Here is a 17,919-nt window from a genome sequence, read left to right on the forward strand (position 1 = left end):
ACCATGCAAGCCAAAGCCGCTATTGCCACGGGCAACGGGTCGTTTACCATCCAGACTATTGATGTGCAGGAGCCGCAGGGCGATGAACTCCTGATCGAGATGAAAGCCGCCGGGCTCTGTCATACCGACTACGATTCCATGTCGTGGGGCAAGTCGCTGGTTATGGGCCACGAAGGGGCGGGTATTATACGGCAGGTTGGGCCAGCGGTGACAAAATTCAAGCCCGGCGATTCGGTCATTCTCAACTGGGCCATTCCCTGCGGCCGGTGTTTCCAATGCCAGGAGGGGAATCAGCACATTTGTGAAGTAAATTCACCCGTTACGGCCGGAAACCGGGTTAGTGGTGGCCATGCTACGTTGGAGAGCACCACCCTCGACGGTACGCCCATCGAACGGTCGTTCAGCATTGGTACGTTGTCGGAGTGGACACTGGTCCGCGAAGCAGCCGCCGTTAAGCTTATCGTGGATATGCCTTTTCCGTCGGCCGCCATCGTGAGTTGTGGCGTCATGACCGGCTACGGCTCAGTTGTCAATGCGGCCAAGGTAAAGCCGGGGCGGTCGGTGGTGGTGCTTGGTACGGGGGGCGTTGGCCTGAACGTGATTCAGGGGGCTCGCATTGCCGGTGCGGGGATGATCATTGCCGTCGACGTAAACGAGAACCGGCTGAACATGGCCCGGCAGTACGGCGCTACGCACACTCTGCTGGCCGACCGCGCCGACGAAGGCTTGTTACAAGCCGCTCAGCAGGTCAAAGCTATGACCAATGGGCGCGGAGCGGATTACGCTTTCGAGTGTACGGCCATCCCGGCGCTGGGGGCGGCTCCGCTGGCGATGGTCCGCAACGCGGGCGTGGCCTGTCAGGTAAGCGGTATTGAGCAGACCATTTCCATCGACATGAACTTGTTCGAGTGGGACAAAATTTACATAAATCCGCTCTACGGCCAGTGCCGACCGGAAATTGATATGCCCATTTTGATGAATCTCTATCAGAAAGGGGATCTAATCCTCGACGACTTAGTCACCCGTACCTACGCCCTTGATAACCTGAATCAGGCGTTCGATGATATGCTCGCCGGACGTAATGCGAAGGGTGTGATTGTGTTCTGACGTATGCCATTCCGAACGATTGAACTTTCCGATCCGCGTTTTGAGCGCGATGGACTGCGGCTCATTACGGTCAAAACACCGAATCTGCGCGGTCGGGGCGATATGACACTCTGGTTACCTGACGTAGTAAAGCAACCTTTGCCGCTCGTTATTCTGTTGCACGGCGTGTATGGTAGCCATTGGGTATGGGCGTTGAAAGGTGGAGCGCACCACACCGCCGACCAACTTATCCGTGAAGGTAGAATTCGTCCGATGGCACTGGTGATGCCATCGGATGGCCTTTGGGGCGACGGCAGTTGCTACCTGCCCCACGATGGTCAGGCGTTTGACCGCTGGATTCTGGATGATGTACCACAGGCCGTAACCGAAGCCACAGAGGTATCGATAGAGGGTCTGTTTATCAGCGGCCTGTCGATGGGTGGCTACGGGGCGTTACGGTTGGGAGCCATGTATCCGGAGCGCTTCAAAGCCATCAGCGGATTGTCGTCGATTACCGACCTGAAGCAGATCAAACTGTTTGTGGAAGAACCGCTGGTGGCGTATCAGCAGGCCACATCTGAGGATGAATCGGTCCTTAGCCTGATGAGACTGAATCGCGACCGATTACCACCCATTCGCTTCGATTGCGGTCGCGACGATCTACTGATCGACTATAACCGCGAGCTACACCAGGCCTTGCTGGATGATAAGATTCCCCACCAATACGAAGAATTTGACGGCGGGCACGAATGGACGTACTGGGAAACGCATCTGGTCGAAACGCTGCTGTTCTTTAATGAGGTAGGCTCCCGAACGTCGGAGTAATTGCTAATAAAAAACATCGCTGACGAGGTTTGCCAGCGATGCACTAGCATTGCTGTTCCATGGTTCAGTTAGGCGCTTTCCTTAGTTGGTTTTGCTTCCGCTGATGGCTGCGATTTACTGGGTCGGCTTTTACCGTAAGACCCCGGCGTGATTTTACCTCTGCGGCTTCGCTTATCTCCTTTTCCCATATTGGTCGGTTTAGATTGGTTTGAATTTTTATTACCAATTTAGGGGTGTTATTGTTTGTTTGAACAACGTTACTCATGTCATACCGCCATACCGTTCGTCAGACAACCTACGTTTTTGAAAATCTGAAAATCCTGTTGGCCAAAGCGACGCCCGGTCGGTCGGGCGATCTACTGGCGGGTGTTGCAGCCGGTTCTGCTGAAGAACGCGTGGCGGCTCAGATGGCGCTGGCTGATTTGCCGCTGACGACATTCCTGAACGAAGTCGTGATTCCCTACGAACGGGATGAAGTGACGCGTCTGATCATCGACACCCACGATGCCGTCGCTTTCGCGCCTGTTCGACACCTGACCGTTGGCGGGTTTCGGGATTATCTGTTGTCGGAGCAGACCAATACCGCAACTCTTCGGGCGCTGGCTCCCGGCCTGACACCCGAAATGGTGGCCGCTGTATCAAAACTGATGCGGAATCAGGACTTAATCACCGTAGCCGCCAAATGTGAAGTAGTGACCCGCTTTCGGAATACGATCGGTCTGCACGGCCGGTTTTCAACCCGATTGCAGCCGAATCACCCAACAGACGATTACCGCGGAATTGCCGCCAGCATCGTTGACGGCTTGCTCTATGGCTCTGGCGATGCGGTTATTGGCATCAATCCCGCTACCGATCACGTCCAGACCGTTGTGCGTTTACTGGACATGATTGATCAGGTTCGGCAGCGGTTCGATATCCCAACGCAATCCTGTGTTCTCAGCCACCTCACCACCACGCTACAGGCGATTGAACAGGGGGCTCCGGTCGATCTGGCATTTCAGTCGATTGGCGGGACTGAAGGGGTTAATACGTCGTTTGGCGTGAACCTGAATCTACTGAAGGAAGGCTTTGACGCGACGCGGGCCCTGGGGCGCGGAACGGTGGGGCAGAACGCCATGTACTTTGAAACGGGTCAGGGGAGTGCGCTGTCGGCCAATGCGCACCATGGCGTCGATCAGCAAATTTGCGAAGTGCGGGCCTACGCCGTAGCGAGGGCGTTTGAGCCACTGCTCGTCAACTCCGTGGTGGGGTTCATCGGACCGGAATATCTCTACGACGGTAAACAGATCATCCGGGCGGGACTGGAAGATCATTGCTGCGGAAAACTGCTGGGACTGCCTATGGGCGTTGACATTTGCTACACCAACCACGCCGAAGCTGATCAGGACGATATGGATACGCTGCTGACCCTGCTCGGCACGGCAGGCGTTACGTTCATCATGGGTATCCCCGGTGCCGACGACGTAATGCTGCACTACCAGAGCACGAGCTTCCACGATGCCTTGTACCTGCGCGACCTGCTGAAACTACGTCCCGCCCCCGAATTCGAAGCCTGGCTGCTGCGTATGGGTTTGCTGAATGAACAGGGACAATTGCAGCCGGTGGCAAAAGGGCATCGCTTGCTGGAACTGGCGGGCTGAAAAGTGTTGATTACCCTTTCATAAACCGCACCAGCGCTACCTCAATCAACAGGAAGGCCAGTGCCCCCATCAGGAAGTATTTCCAGAGGCTCCGACCCAGGTTTTCCTGCTCCAGAACCTGCACAAAATCACCATCCTGGATGCTGTCGAAGACTTCGACGTTCGGCTGGTTGGCAAACGCCCGGCGGAGTTCGTCGGCCGAGTAAAAATCCATTGCCGATTCCTGATTGCCGTGGTTGAAGGCCAGCAAGCGCTCTGTCTTACCAGCTCCGGGACCGTTGTTGAGCTGCAGTTCGTAATAGCCCGACTCTACCTCCTGACCGGTAGCCAGTTCATTGCTCTTCGGCATTTCCAGCAGCAGTTGATTGCCAACCAGTCGCTGAACGGGGATTATCTCCAGCTTATCGCGCTTGAGTTTGTACACCGCCCGCTCGGATGGATTGCTGATCGGCAACGAGATCAGGCTCTCGTCAAACGAGTACGCTGTCCGTTGCGGCCGGACGCTGAGAGCTGCCATTTTGTACATGACCGGCACAAACAGGGCGTGTTCGGCCAGGTTGCCATACTGCGTAGCCAGTGGGTTCGCCAGGAGGTACACGTAGCCCTGCCCTGCGCGTGCCTGCGAGAGCAGCGGATTGCCGTCACGCAGACTTAACAACCGGTCGCCACCACTCCAGCGCCAGACAGGGGCTGCACTCGGCAGGTTCAACGGATCTGACTGATACGTTTGCTGAAACACATCGCGGAAGAAAGGATTCCGGCGGTCTGGTTCAGCCAACGGTAGCAGCGTAGGCGAGGAGCCGGCCGCCCCGCTGCTCTGCACTCCAGCAACACCTAAAGCGCTCAGGAATGGGTTGTAGTTACTGATGTCGGGCGTTGGGGGAGGGATGATCGCCAGACTACCACCCTGCCGGACAAAGCGTTCCAGTTCGGTGCGGAGCGTACCGTTCACCTGCGAAACGCCTTCAAGCACCACCAGGTCGGTTTCTTTCAATTGCCCAACGTCGAAATTCTGGGCGTTGAAGCTCCGACGGACGAAGAGGCTGTCGTTCGAGAAAACAGTGTTGATGTAGTCCGTGTTGGCCCGTTGCTCGTACACGTGCATGACCCGTACGGCCGGCGACGCTTCAATGACGAAAAAATACTGGTTATCAAACGTAATAGGGTAATCCTCAAAGACAATTCGGCCCCGGTGATAGCCTTTCGACGTTACGTTGAAGTTGAGCGAAACCGTTGCCGAACCACCCGGCGCAATGGTAGCCGAGGCCGTTGACGTCTGTGTATCATCGAGATAAAGCCGGATTGGTAGGTTGCGGACCTCCTCCCGGCCCCCGTTGCTGAGCTTGACGTTCAGGCTGTTGTTTTGCATTTCCCGAATGAATGGCGTGCTGAGCCAGACCGAATCAACGTACACGTTTTTGGTTGCCTGGGCATCGAGCGGCACCAGAAAAAGCCGGTCGGTCGTGTCAATCTGTAAGCGCGACAGATCACCGGCGGTACTTTTTTGAAAATCGGAAAACCAGAACAACTGATTCCCGCCACTCGGACTGAGTGAACTAAGCAGGTTACGCTGCCGCTTATACACACTCTCCAGCGTCCGGGGCGTGTGCGCAAACCGTATCGACGTAACGCGGTCGCGGATTGCTTCGGCGGAGCCGGCCTGCTGCTCAGCCGCCGAAAAATCATTGGTTAATAACTGAAGCGAAGTCGCGTTGCGGAAAAGGGTCAGTAATTCGTCGAGCCGGCCGATGGCAATATCCAGATACCGCTTCGTGTTGCGCTCGTTCTGCATACTGTACGAATTATCGACGTACAGGCTGGTGACGCCCTGCCGCGACAGCCCGATTTTGTTCTTGCTTGGGATAAATGGCTGGGCAAAAGCCAGTACCAGACACGCCAGAAACAAACAGCGAGCCGCCAGAATCAGCCAATGTTTCAGCCGCCGAAACGACTTGGTTTCGGTCTGGACAGTTTTCAGCAGGGCCACGTTGGAGAAAAACACCCGACGGGTCCGGCGGAAATTAAATAAGTGAATGGCGATAGGTACCGAAACGGCCAGCAGACCGAACAAAAACGACGGATACAGAAAACTCATTCAGACAGTTCGCCGAAGCGACGGGTTAATTCAGAACGTTAGACAATCGGACTGCCGAGCGGCTACTCTTTCTATGGAAGCATCTAGGGTCTATTATTTAACGTTCATCAAAGGTCAAGATTATAAAACGCCGTCTTCGTTTGCAAGACGTCGGTATAGGTAATGGAACTGGTTTCGTCGCCTACAGTTCGAAAATCGCTGATCGGCGTGTGGCCAACCACCTGATGGAAGCCAGTCAGATGGTCGGTCAGGGTTTCAGACCGGTCTGCCCAGACCGGTCCACTGAACGGGTCGTCTCCACCCCGGACGGGTGCCACCTCGAACAGAATCGACTGAAAGTCCGGGCTTTGATGCAGACGATTCAGTCCATCCGCAACTGTTTCCGGGTTATTCAGCAGGGCCAGAATCTCCGCATCATCGACCTGCCGTTTCGCTGAATTCATCCAGCCGTTGGTCACCCCCGCGTGGGTAAACAGGTAGTTTCCTTCCTGGTAGGCCAACTGGAACGAATCCTCATGGTTCCGGAACAGGTCGGTGAGCGTCGGCTGCATGGCGGCCCGAAAACCAGAACAGCTATAATCGGGAAAATGCAGGTACTGAGCGTCGTGGTTACCAATCAGAAGGACAATTTTTTCCGGATACCGTTGCCTGAGCTCAATGATTTGGTGAAAATTATTCAGGATCACACCGTCGCTCAGCGAATGACTATCCACGTAATCCCCCAGAAAAATTACCCGGTCGTAGTCGGCTACATTCACATGTACCCAATTACCTCGTCCGTGTATGTCACTGATTGTAACGAGTTTCATGTCGTTTGGTTTCGGCGCCAGATAAACCCATCCAGCACGTAATGCGTCATTTGAGGGAGGGCCAGTAGCGGAACCAGCAACGCCAGTATCTGTTGGTCGGTTATGGCCGGTAAGATCTGAAACCAGCCGAAGACCGTCTTGTGTTCCCGCCAGATAAAACCATCCCACAAACCCTCCTCAAGATACGCCAGGATAATGAGTACACCAACAAAAACTATCCAAGTCCGCCGAGTGATCAATGCCAGAAAACGGCCCGGGGTATGATTGGCATACGCTACGTTGGTGCGGTCGCTGATCCAGATCAGGGCCATGTACGGAATCCCGTGCGAAACGACGTTAAGCATAGTAAACGCCAGGTCGCCGTTAAACCAGATAATCCCAAAGTACCAGGATACGCCCGTGCCAGCGATCAGGAGGTTACGGGGCCAGTTAAACCAGCGGGTGCGTGTATACAGCCAGCATTCTTTCAGTACGTAGGCGCTCAGCACTAAGCCGTAAAGCACCGCGGCCAGGGACTTCAGCGCAGTAACGTCTCCCTGCACAAAATCCCCATCGACAAACCAGTTGAAATGCCGGTCGGGGGTTAGGTGCCACCAGAGAATGGGGTACAACGTAGCTGCGTAGATCACACACGTATCCAGACTGGCAGACCATCCTGGCCGGGTTTCAGTCCGGCTGTAGATACGCATGAAGCCGTACTGTTGCCGGACGAAGTGAAAAACCGCCAGGTAGGCCAGACAGCGCCAAAACCACAAACTACCAGCGCTGTGCAACAGAACGCCCGCTACGTAGCACAGCAGCGGCACCGTCAGGTACAGTATTCGCTGACGCTGAAAACGTGCTTTGTTAAAATAAGTGCGAAACAGCGTACTGTACACGTGCGCTACGTCGATCAGCAGAACCAGAGCGACCCAGCCGACAACCGGCATCTCGTCAGTGGTTTTGAACCGATCGGGCAGGAGCAGTACGATGAGTAGCGCTACGAACGGCGGAGCCAGCACGTAGAGGCCGTCGAACCGTGGGCTTTTTATCCAGGGCTGTTTCATACCGTTTCGGCTACCTCCCGAGCCGCCCGGATGCCCTGGTAAAAGGCTTCCTCAAAAATCGAAACGCCACTCAAATCCGAATGGGCGAAAAACACACTGTTCGCGATAGGCTGAGCGGCCTGTCGGCGTTCCGGGCCCCAGACGAATCCCGGCGAGGGCGCAACCATGCCGTGCCCCCACACCCAGATGTCGGCCTGCGAGACATAGGGCGTCACACCCGGATGAGCCATTTCCAGTTCGTCCAGAATTTGAGTCAGCCATTGTTCGTAGGTCGTGCTGTAGGCTTGCCGACGCGCTACGTCCGGTTCGGTGTCCGTCAATGGTTTGTAATACGTGATGACCTTGTGGGGGCCATCCCGCAGATCCTGGTGATTGGCCGTAATATAGCCGACGGATGAAGCGCCGTAGAGGACGTTATCCCAGCACAGCGACATCCCCCGGCCCTGCGGCAACCCATTGAGTGTCAGATTGGCCACAATCCACGGGGCGTACCGAAAGCCGTTGAACGAGCTACGTTCTGGCGCCAGCTTTTGAACGATGTGTTTCGTAATGAACTGGGGCGTTGCCAGAATCACCTTATTCGCGTCGATTACGACGTTGCGGCTTGTTGTTACGTCGAAAGCCATGACGGTCACGCCAGTATCGTTCAGTTGAACATCATAAACCAGCAGATGCTGACGAATTGGCGAGGTCGCTCCGGCGCGTAGCTGATCAGTCAGAAAACCGTTGCCCTGCGGCCAGGTTAGCACCGACGATGCATTGGCATTAGCTGCCTGGCCTTTGCGGGAAGCAAAGTAGTGAATACCGGCCCAGGCCGAAGTCGTTTCCGGCGTAGCCCCGTAGTCGTCGCGACAGCAATAGGCCAGGTACCACCGCAGGTAAGGCGATGTAAAGCCCTCTTTGTCGAGGTAACCGGCGAACGACACCCGGTCTAACCGACGAAATGTTTCGTCCGACGATGACCGGTCGAGCGGAATCGTAAAGGCGTCCAGACCATCGGCGCCCCTGGCTGTTTTAAATTGGTCAATTACCCGAAAAAAACGGTTGATCTCGTCTTTGTCGCTGCTCGGTACCCCGGCTTCAGGAACCAGGCCTTCCTGCCAGAAGCCGTTGATAAACAGTCGCTCTTCCGGATCGTGGCACAGGAAATAATCATTATAAAGGGGAAGGCCCTGCGCATCGGAACCGGTAATGATCTTGCTTTCGCTCAGGAAGTCGAGTAATTCCTGATTGCGTAGATCAGGAATTGGCAGGTAATGCGCTCCGTAGGGATAAGCAGAAACAGAATTTCGTCCATACGCTGCGTTACCGCCGGTTTGCCCATCCATTTCGAGCAGCAACGTATCGACAACGCCCAGTCGCTCCAGCCAACGCCGGGCCGATAGCCCCGCCACCCCGCCACCTGCAATGAGTACGTCCGTCGTTAGCCGATCCGATACGGGTAGTTTAGCCAATTCGTTGACCGCCCGCAGGCGGTGGCCGGCCTGGTGATTCGCGCCAGTCATACCCCCCTGAATGTGGCTGATCGAACGAGCCGATGTACAACCGGATACGTTAACACCGGCCGTCAGGAGCAGTGCTGCCCCGACACCAGCCTGCGCCAAAAACGTACGCCGATTAACTGCGTCAGAATTATTGTCCATACGGTGCCCACTCTTCTTCGAACGACTGAACCAACACCTGATTATTCAATTTATTCACTTCCGTTGGCACTTCGGCCATGTCGGGCGGAAAGTATAGCATGTCACGGATGGTTGATGGGGTAACGTAACGCAACCCTTTCGGCAATGGGCCATCCAATCGCCAGTGCTGATTCCGGAGGGCCAGTACATACCCCCATTCACCAAAAGAGGGTACGTACGTATGGTACGGAATCGTCTGAAAACCAACAGTGGCCAGTGTATGATTGATGCACCAGAATGACTTCCGCGCTACGTAGGGTGAGGTTGACTGCACCACTGCCAGACCGTCGGGAGCCAGCCGTTTTTCCAGTTCGGTGTAGAACGTAGTGCTGTATAATTTACCGATGGAGTAGTTCGAAGGGTCTGGAAAATCGACAATAATGACATCATAACGGGCGGTATCCTGCCGTATCCACGTAAACGCATCGTTATTGATAACCTGAACTTTAGGCGACAGCAACGAACGATTATTCAACTGTACCAGCGTCGAATTCTGCTGAAACAGCTTTGTCATGCCAGGGTCGAGATCTACGAGTTTAACTCGCTGGACAGACGGGTATTTTAATAACTCCCGTACCGCCAGACCATCGCCCCCGCCCAGCACCAGTACGTTCCTCGCCAATGGGCGGGCCTGCATGGCCGGGTGTACAAGCGCTTCGTGGTAGCGGTACTCATCCGCCGAGCTGAACTGTAGATTCCCGTTTAAGTACAGCCGTAACTCACGATTGTTGCGGGTCAGCACAATGCGTTGGTACGGTGTGCTCTTGGTGTAAATCACCGTATCCTGGAATGCCAGCCCCTCGGAATAGGTCATAATCCGCTCGGCGTAGATAAAACCCGTGGTAAGCAGACCAACCGACACCAGCAGAATTAAGCTAAACCCCCGGCGGAACGGCCGGGTTTCTGCAAATCGATAGAGCAGGAAGGCTGCTACGCCAATGTTCAGCAAACCAAAGAACAACGACGTCCGAATAAGCCCTAATTGTGGGATCAGGATCAGCGGAAAAATGAGCGACGCCAGCAGCGCACCGATGTAGTCGAACGTAAAAACGCGCGAAACCAGATCTTTGAACGTGAGCTGATTCTCCAGAATCCGCATCAGAAGCGGAATCTCCAGCCCAACCAGAATCCCCGTCAGACCGACCAGGGTGTAGAGAATCAGCCGGAATGACGCGACATATTCAAACAGAACAAACAAGAGGGGCGCACTACATCCGCCAACAAGACCGACCAGGATTTCGATGCGGATGAACCACTTGAGCAGGTTACCTTCGAGGTACTTCGACAGCCACGAGCCGATACCCATCGAAAACAGATACGCACCGATAATGGTCGAAAACTGCGTAACCGAATCCCCCAGCAGGTAACTGGCCAACGTACCGGCTACCAGCTCGTAGATGAGGCCACAGGTAGCGATGACGAACACCGATACCAACAGCAGCCAGTGCAGGGATGTCAGTCCCGACCGCACCGTAGTCGGTTCCGGTTCCGCTTCCTTAACCATGAATGGCCGAACTGATAATGATGGATACGGCGATCATGAACGCAGCCGCCAGAATAGCCAATGCTACGTTCTGCTCGTCAACAATTTTCTTCCAGAGATTTTCAGGCGCAATTTTTTCAATAATGATAAAACAAACGACCAGAATGAAAATGCCGAGCAGTGAGTAAACTATTGAAGCGGTGATGTACTTGAGTTCCATGCGGGATTTAGGTTATTTGTGGTGTAATCGGTTGTAGACACGGCCGCCGGTACTACCTGAATGACCGTAATACCCTCGGTTGTTCTCAACGCTGTTGACGTCGTCGCCGAACACACGGGTACCGCTGAAGCCGGCCCAGGTGAACAGAAGCAGGGCTACTAATACGGCAGCCGCGTAAAATTTTATCTTCTTAATTTCGTCCAGCATCGGTCTTATTCGTTAGTATCTATATCCGAAAAATCGCTGTTGCTCCAACGGCTTTGTTCGTACCACTGCCGACGCCAGTATAGAATCGCCGGATACAGGCAGAGCAGTAGTAACAATATAATCAGATTGGACCACAGCATTGGATTCTGTTTGACCGTCACCCTGAATGAAACGGTATTGCCAGGTGCCGTGGCCGGGTAGATATTCAGATGATAGCGTCCGGATGGGATGCGCGAGAGCACGGCATCGTCGGTTCGGCTGCCTTCCGACCAGTTTTCTCCCCCTTCGCGGCCGTAGTAATACTCCAGTGCTTTGGTAAGTTCGTACGTCTTGCCCGTCTGATCATTGATCAGCGACATAGGTAGTTCGAGCCACTGGTTAGCCAGCTCAGCGCGTAGATCAATAGTCAGCACTGCAGGGCCGTCGACTGAAAACGTGGGTGTTACAATAGGCTTGAAACTGACCGATGCCGAATCCAGTACCGGCTCTGTTTGATACGTTTCGTTGAATAACTGCCGGGATGGTCGGCTGAAGCTAATAACCGCCTGAATCAACAACAGCACCACAACGGCCATACCCGTAAATGACAGCAACGCATCCCAGCGTCCTTTCGGATCAGCAGGCTGGATGGCTCCCACACCATACGGCGTGGGTAGTGTATCTTCCGACAGATCAAAAGCCGTAACGATATCCGTATGCCGGATGTACCTGGCAACGTACCAGTCCGAACGAGACCCATTCTGCTCGCTGATGAGCATGAAAGGTGGGTGTATATATTCAGAAATAGTTAATTCCTCATCGTCGAGGATATTCCAGTCGAATTCGCCGACGGCATCCAGTACGGTTGCCTTGTAGCGGTTGTAGAGCCGGTACTGACGTTGCTCCGTATCGACATAATACGCTTTCCCGGTGGTATGGTATTCGGTATACTTTTTATCGATAGGCTCAACATACATCCAGTGTCCATTGTATTCGGCTAACTGCGCATACCTGCCATTTTGCCGCAATAGCATGTATTCTGTCCATTCGTAAGGAGCTGTGGTTTCTTTCTTACGCATGAACCCAACCACCCGCATAAACTGGCCGTCCAGATACCCTTCGGTCCCGATAGGAATGGGAATGAGCGAGGTCGTGCTGGCGAATGTAGTTAGTATGTTGGGTGGTCCTTCGTATTCATATTTAAAGAATGTGTGGCAGGTCGGACAACCATAAAAAGAACTCCCTTTTACGTCATAATACGTAATGGCTGACTGACACCTGGGGCAGTCGAGCGTGGCCGATGGGGGTGTCTGGCCAGAAGGAACTGCATCAGTCATCGCGTAAGCTCCTGTTTAGAAAGTTCGGTGGCTGCGAAATACGTCAATACATCAGCGTGAAATTGACGGGCTTTCGCTGAATTGTCGCGCAGGTAATTGGACAGAAAGACATCGAAGGTCGCGAGTCCCAGTTCCGGCCAGGTATGAATCGATACGTGCGACTCCGTCAGGCAAACTACGGCCGTAAAACCGCCGTTCGGAAAGATGTGGTAGGCCTCTCCAACCTTTGTTAGCTCCAGGCTCTCAATGAGTTGGTCGAACGTCGTTCGGCAAGCTGCTGCATCGCCTAGAAGCTCCACCGAAGACAAAAAGGTTGACAAGAGGTGCAGACCGGGTCGGTATGCTGTCATGGTTTAGGTTACAGTAACGTGTTGTAAGATACAGACACAAATGTATTTGCGGAAAAATTGCAGGAAGGAAAAATCGGAGTATCGGTTGGCGGGTTGTACAATCGGCATAAAAAAGCCCTCCAGACGTCGACGTCTGGAGGGCGGTCATTCGTTTATTTATTGAGCGTTGTCTTTACAACGTACGCTTCACTTCTTTAATTTCGAAGGCTTCGATCGTGTCGCCTACTTCAATATCGTTGAAGTTCCTGACACTCAGACCACATTCGTAGCCGGAACGCACTTCGCCAACGTCGTCCTTGAAGCGTTTCAGAGCGCTGATTTCGCCGGTATGGATCACGATAAAGTCGCGGATCACCCGAATCTTGTTGTTCCGTTTGATGATACCATCCGTTACGTAACAACCGGCTACCGTACCTACCTTACTGATCTTGAACACCTCGCGAACGTCAATGTTACCCGTAACAACTTCTTCCGTTGTCGGTGCTAACAGACCTTCCATGGCATCTTTAACCTCGTTGATCGCGTCGTAGATGATTGAGTACAGACGAATCTCGATCTGTTCCTGCTCAGCCAGACGACGGGCGTTTGCCGATGGACGAACCTGGAAGCCGACAATGATGGCGTCGGATGCGGAAGCGAGCAGAATGTCCGACTCCGAAATCTGACCAACCGCCTTGTGAATGATGTTCACCTGAACTTCTTCCGTCGACAGTTGGAGCAGCGAATCGGAGAGTGCTTCTACCGAACCGTCCACGTCACCTTTCACGATTACGTTCAGTTCTTTAAAGCTACCGATCGCTTTCCGTCGACCAATTTCTTCCAGCGTAATGTGCTTACGGGTACGCAACGTCTGCTCACGCAGCAATTGCTCACGTTTGTTGGCAATTTCGCGGGCTTCGCGCTCCGTTTCCATGACATTGAATTTGTCACCGGCTTGTGGAGCACCCGGCAAACCAAGAATCTGCACCGGAGTGGCTGGACCCGCTTCCTTGATGCGTTCACCACGGTCGTTGGTCATAGCGCGAATACGTCCGTAGTGGGCACCCACGAGCATAATATCACCCTGACGGAGCGTACCATTCTCAACCAGCACCGTTGATACGTACCCACGGCCTTTGTCGAGCGAGGCTTCAATGACCGTACCCAGCGCCCGACGATCGGGATTCGCTTTCAGTTCGAGCAGTTCGGCTTCGAGCAAGACTTTCTCGAGCAGGTCGTCAACACCCATACCGGATTTTGACGAAATCTCCTGCGCCTGGTACTTACCACCCCATTCTTCAACGAGGAGGTTCATGGTCGCCAGTTCTTCGCGGATTTTATCAGCATTGGCACCCGGCTTGTCGACCTTTGAGAAGGCAAAGACAATCGGTACGCCAGCTACCTGAGCGTGGTTTATAGCTTCCCGTGTTTGTGGCATGACGCTGTCGTCGGCCGCAATCACGATAATAACGACATCCGTCACTTTCGCACCACGGGCGCGCATGGCTGTAAAGGCTTCGTGACCCGGTGTATCCAGGAACGTGATCATCCGGTCATCGGCGGTTTTCACGCTGTAGGCACCAATGTGCTGCGTGATACCACCGGCTTCACCGGCGGCAACTTTCGCCCGACGAATGTAGTCGAGCAAAGATGTTTTACCGTGGTCAACGTGACCCATGATGGTAACGATCGGGGCGCGTGGTGCCAGATCTTCCGGAGCATCAGCTTCTACGTCGACACCCGCTTCGGTTTCGTCTTCGGCTGATACAAACTGTACGTCAAAACCAAATTCGTCGGCAATTACCGTAATGGCTTCTGCATCGAGTCGCTGGTTAATTGACACGAACATGCCCAGGTTCAGACAAACCGAAATAACTTCGTTGACCGATACGTTCATCAGCGACGCCAGGTCGTTGGCCGAGACGAACTCCGTTACTTTCAGCGTTTTTGCTTCAAGCTGCTCTTGTTCATCCAGCAAACGGCTGCGTTCTGCACGTTCATTACGACGGTCCCGACGGCGGTCGGCACCACGGTTAGGCTGGTTACCGGCCATCCGGGCGTTGGTAGCCCGAATACTTGCCCGAACGTCTGCTTCGGAAGGCGCTTCCCGGCGGTCACGACGATTGTTGTCGCGGCCACCACCACCCCGGTTATCGCGTCCGCCACCCTGGCGGTTGTTGTTATTATTGTTGTTGTTGTTGTTCCGGCCACCGCCACCTTGTCCCTGGGTGCGGTTGTTGTTATTGTTGCCACCCTGGCCCTGACCTTGGCCTTGTTGATTCTGGTTATTGTTATTGCGGTTGGCAGGTGCCTGGTTCCGGTCACCCTGGTTCTGACCTTGCCCGTCGCGTGCTTCGCGCGGAGCACCATCCCGAGGGCCACCTTCGCGTGGTCCGCGGTCGTTGCGGTCATTCCGGAAGTTATTACCACCCTGGCCCTGCGGCTGACCACCTTCGCGCGGTGTACCCGGTTGGTTAGGCTGGCCAGTACCACCAACGGCTCCTTCGCGACCACGAATCCGCTTGCGCTTCTTCTTACGGTCGTCGGCGTTGTTGCCTCCACCCTGACGTGGGTTATTGACGGGCAATTCAATTTTACCCAGAATCTTCAAGCCACCTAATTGATGGCTACCGGCCGCCCGAATCGTTTCGGGTTCAACGGTCGCATCATCCGAATCAGTTACAGGTGGCGTAGGGATACGCTCCTCGCGCGGCCGGTTTTGCTCCGGTCGGGGCTGATTCTGATTTGCCGGACGATTCGACTGATTAGTGGGCCGATCGCCTTGTCCCTGCGGACGCTGGTTGTCCCGGCGATCGTCGCGCCGTTCTTGTGTCGGATTTCCTGTCGGCTGAGGACGCTGTTGGTTGCCCTGCTGCTGTGGCGACGGTGTCGCCTGAGCGGGTTGTTGAGCAGCGGGCTGCCGATTTTCAACCGGAGCTGCCGGCTTTACATCCGGACGGGCAACCGGTTGTGTGGCAACAGGCTGGGGTGTTTCGGGTTTTGGTGTCTCAACCGGCTTAGGTTGAGCGGGCGGAGCCGCCACTACCGGCTGCGGTTGAACCGGAGTTGGCTGTGGCTTCTCAACGGGTTTGGTAACCTCGGCCTGGGGAGGGGTTGCGGAAGGCACTGTGGGCGCTGGCTTAGGCTGAGCAACTGGCTCTGCAGGGCGCGTACGCTCAACAGCCGGTGCTGGGCTGGGTTGTGAAGGGGCCGCTTTGGGTTGCTCCGGCGAGGATTGAGCCGGTGGCGTACCCGGTCGGGCATTCAGATCAATTTTGCCCACCACTTTGAGGCCCGGGAGTCCCGTTCCTACAGACTGAGTAGACGACGAGGCCGGCTGCGGAGCAGCGGGCCGTGGCGTTTCCGCCGGTTTAGATGCTTCGGGTTTGGGAGTGTCCACAATAGGACGACCTGCGTCATCACGACGGTACAAAATGACATCCTCCTCCTGACGGCGCGGTGGCTCGGCGACCGCAACCGACGGTTCGGAACGGCGAGCTCCGGTCAGGAGTTCATTGGATTTGTATTCCTTCGCCAACACCTCCAACTGCTCAGCGTTGATTTTGGTGTTGGGATTACTATCAACCTTGAACCCTTTGGCAGACAGACTTTTCAAGATAGTATCTCTACCTATCTTGAGAATGCTTGCCACTTGGCTAAGGCGCATTGACTTATCTTCTGCCATATATTCGGTTTAAGTTCGGCAAATTTAATGCTTGTTGGTATCCTAAGAACACCGGTTTACTAAATAAAAATCCCACGTAGTCATTAAATATGGACGCCGGATGCCGGGTGGCAGTTCGCAGACCCAAATTAGGTAGGCCGCCTGCCAGCCGGCTTATCGGAGTCGGGCACCTGAAAATTATTCAAACTCCCGACGCAAAATGCTCAGGATTTCGTCAATTGTATCCTCTTCGAGGTCCGTTCGGCGAACAAGTTCATCGCGGTTCAGTGCCAGAACACTCTTGGCCGTATCGAGACCTACCCGGCGGAGTTCGTCGATCATCCACTCGTCGATCTCGTCGGTAAATTCTGACAGGTCAACGTCCTCGTCGTCTTCCTGACCTTCGTTATCGCGGAATACGTCAATTTCCATATCCACTAACCGGCCTGCCAGTTTAATGTTCTGACCGCCTTTACCAATAGCAAGCGACACCTGGTCGGGCTTCAGGAATACCGACACGCGTTTGGCTTCCCGGTCGATCTGCATTGAACTGATCTTGGCGGGGCTAAGAGCCCGGCTAATGAGCAGTTCGAGGTTTTCGGTGTAGTTGATTACGTCGATGTTTTCGTTCCCCAACTCACGAACGATGCCGTGAATTCGCGAACCTTTCATACCGACGCAGGCACCAACGGGATCGATCCGGTCGTCGTAGGATTCTACGGCTACTTTGGCCCGCTCGCCCGGCTCCCGGACAATTTTCCGGATGGAGATCAGGCCGTCGTAGATTTCGGGTACCTCGATCTCGAACAGTCGCTCCAGGAATACCGGCGACGTGCGGGACAGGATGATCTTGGGCGATCCGTTGATCATTTCGACACGACCCACGACGGCTTTGATAGTTTCGCCTTTGCGGTAACGATCTTTCGGAATCTGCTCGGTACGCGGCAGGCTCAGTTCGTTATTCTCAGGGTCGACCAGAATAATTTCGTGCTTGAGCAACTGGTAGACTTCTGCCGTAATCAGGTCGCCGACCTGATCCTTATATTTCTGGTACAGTAACTCTTTTTCTAAGTCCTTGATTTTCTGGATGAGGGTCTGACGGGCCGTCTGTACCACCCGTCGTCCAAAATCTTCCAGCTTCACCTCTTCGGCTACCTGTTCGCCTACTTCAAAGTCGTCCTGAATTTTTCGGGCTTCGGCAAGAGGAATTTTGTCATAATCCCAGATATCTTCCGAGTTATCATCGACAATCTCACGGGTGCGCCACATTTCGAGGTCGCCACTTTCGGCGTTGATGATTACGTCGAAGTTCTCATCGGTGCCGAACTTTTTGCGAATCATTGTCCTGAACACATCCTCCAGTATAGCGATCATGGTGGGCCGGTCAATATTTTTCGACCGGGCAAAGTCCGCAAATGATTCGATCAGTAATCCACTGGTCATGGTAGTTTGCAAGTTAATCAGTTGATCAGTCGTCGATCGGCGGAAGATGTTCCAACGCGTTTACCGACCGGCTG

15 protein-coding genes are annotated in these 17,919 nt (G+C 54.3%); 3 read left to right on the forward strand and 12 right to left on the reverse strand.

The window, feature by feature from the left end:
* Positions 1–3: 3 nt before the first annotated feature.
* Both BN8_RS05105 and BN8_RS05110 read left to right on the forward strand, forming a co-directional pair.
* Positions 4–1,107 carry an alcohol dehydrogenase catalytic domain-containing protein gene (locus BN8_RS05105; RefSeq protein WP_009280747.1) on the forward strand — a complete coding sequence of 368 codons (1,104 nt, stop codon included), beginning with the start codon at positions 4–6 and terminating at the stop codon, positions 1,105–1,107.
* A 3-nt stretch (positions 1,108–1,110) separates the two neighbouring features.
* On the forward strand, positions 1,111–1,911 hold the full coding sequence (locus BN8_RS05110; RefSeq protein WP_009280748.1) for an alpha/beta hydrolase: 801 nt from the start codon (positions 1,111–1,113) through the stop codon (positions 1,909–1,911).
* 68 nt (positions 1,912–1,979) lie between these two features.
* On the opposite strand, the gene BN8_RS33855 is transcribed toward BN8_RS05110, so the two are convergent.
* The gene (locus BN8_RS33855; RefSeq protein ID WP_083882483.1) at positions 1,980–2,099 is read right to left on the reverse strand and encodes a 30S ribosomal protein THX; all 120 of its coding nucleotides are present in this window, start codon (positions 2,097–2,099) and stop codon (positions 1,980–1,982) included.
* A 75-nt stretch (positions 2,100–2,174) separates the two neighbouring features.
* On the opposite strand from BN8_RS33855, the gene BN8_RS05115 reads away from it, so the two are divergent.
* Entirely contained in the window at positions 2,175–3,551 is a 1,377-nt protein-coding gene (locus tag BN8_RS05115; protein ID WP_009280749.1) for an ethanolamine ammonia-lyase subunit EutB, read from the forward strand.
* A 10-nt stretch (positions 3,552–3,561) separates the two neighbouring features.
* On the opposite strand, the gene BN8_RS05120 is transcribed toward BN8_RS05115, so the two are convergent.
* The 11 genes from BN8_RS05120 to nusA form a co-directional block, all read right to left on the reverse strand.
* Complete coding sequence (locus tag BN8_RS05120; RefSeq protein ID WP_009280750.1) at positions 3,562–5,646, reverse strand: BatA domain-containing protein; 2,085 nt, start codon at positions 5,644–5,646, stop codon at positions 3,562–3,564.
* 107 nt (positions 5,647–5,753) lie between these two features.
* Positions 5,754–6,455, reverse strand: coding sequence for a metallophosphoesterase (locus BN8_RS05125; protein WP_009280751.1), 702 nt, complete (start codon positions 6,453–6,455; stop codon positions 5,754–5,756).
* Complete coding sequence (locus BN8_RS05130; RefSeq protein ID WP_009280752.1) at positions 6,452–7,501, reverse strand: hypothetical protein; 1,050 nt, start codon at positions 7,499–7,501, stop codon at positions 6,452–6,454. Before BN8_RS05130 ends, BN8_RS05125 begins: the two co-directional genes overlap by 4 nt.
* Positions 7,498–9,144, reverse strand: coding sequence for an NAD(P)-binding protein (locus BN8_RS05135; protein WP_009280753.1), 1,647 nt, complete (start codon positions 9,142–9,144; stop codon positions 7,498–7,500). The genes BN8_RS05130 and BN8_RS05135 overlap by 4 nt, the downstream gene beginning before the upstream one ends.
* Positions 9,134–10,687 carry a polyamine aminopropyltransferase gene (locus BN8_RS05140; RefSeq protein ID WP_009280754.1) on the reverse strand — a complete coding sequence of 518 codons (1,554 nt, stop codon included), beginning with the start codon at positions 10,685–10,687 and terminating at the stop codon, positions 9,134–9,136. Before BN8_RS05140 ends, BN8_RS05135 begins: the two co-directional genes overlap by 11 nt.
* Positions 10,680–10,886 carry a DUF350 domain-containing protein gene (locus tag BN8_RS05145; protein ID WP_009280755.1) on the reverse strand — a complete coding sequence of 69 codons (207 nt, stop codon included), beginning with the start codon at positions 10,884–10,886 and terminating at the stop codon, positions 10,680–10,682. Before BN8_RS05145 ends, BN8_RS05140 begins: the two co-directional genes overlap by 8 nt.
* Positions 10,887–10,898: 12 nt before the next feature.
* Complete coding sequence (locus BN8_RS05150; protein ID WP_009280756.1) at positions 10,899–11,093, reverse strand: hypothetical protein; 195 nt, start codon at positions 11,091–11,093, stop codon at positions 10,899–10,901.
* Positions 11,094–11,098: 5 nt separating this feature from the next.
* A complete protein-coding gene (locus tag BN8_RS05155; protein WP_009280757.1) occupies positions 11,099–12,409 on the reverse strand; it encodes a DUF4178 domain-containing protein in 1,311 nt (436 codons plus the stop codon).
* Positions 12,406–12,759, reverse strand: coding sequence for an S-adenosylmethionine decarboxylase family protein (locus BN8_RS05160; protein ID WP_009280758.1), 354 nt, complete (start codon positions 12,757–12,759; stop codon positions 12,406–12,408). The genes BN8_RS05155 and BN8_RS05160 overlap by 4 nt, the downstream gene beginning before the upstream one ends.
* A 172-nt stretch (positions 12,760–12,931) precedes the next feature.
* Positions 12,932–16,423 (reverse strand): translation initiation factor IF-2, encoded by a 3,492-nt coding sequence (gene infB / locus BN8_RS05165; protein ID WP_009280760.1) that lies wholly within the window; start codon positions 16,421–16,423, stop codon positions 12,932–12,934.
* A gap of 177 nt (positions 16,424–16,600) precedes the next feature.
* On the reverse strand, positions 16,601–17,845 hold the full coding sequence (gene nusA, locus BN8_RS05170) for a transcription termination factor NusA (protein ID WP_009280761.1): 1,245 nt from the start codon (positions 17,843–17,845) through the stop codon (positions 16,601–16,603).
* Positions 17,846–17,919: the final 74 nt, after the last annotated feature.

The sequence above is a fragment of the Fibrisoma limi BUZ 3 genome (assembly GCF_000296815.2).
GTDB lineage: Bacteria > Bacteroidota > Bacteroidia > Cytophagales > Spirosomataceae > Fibrisoma > Fibrisoma limi.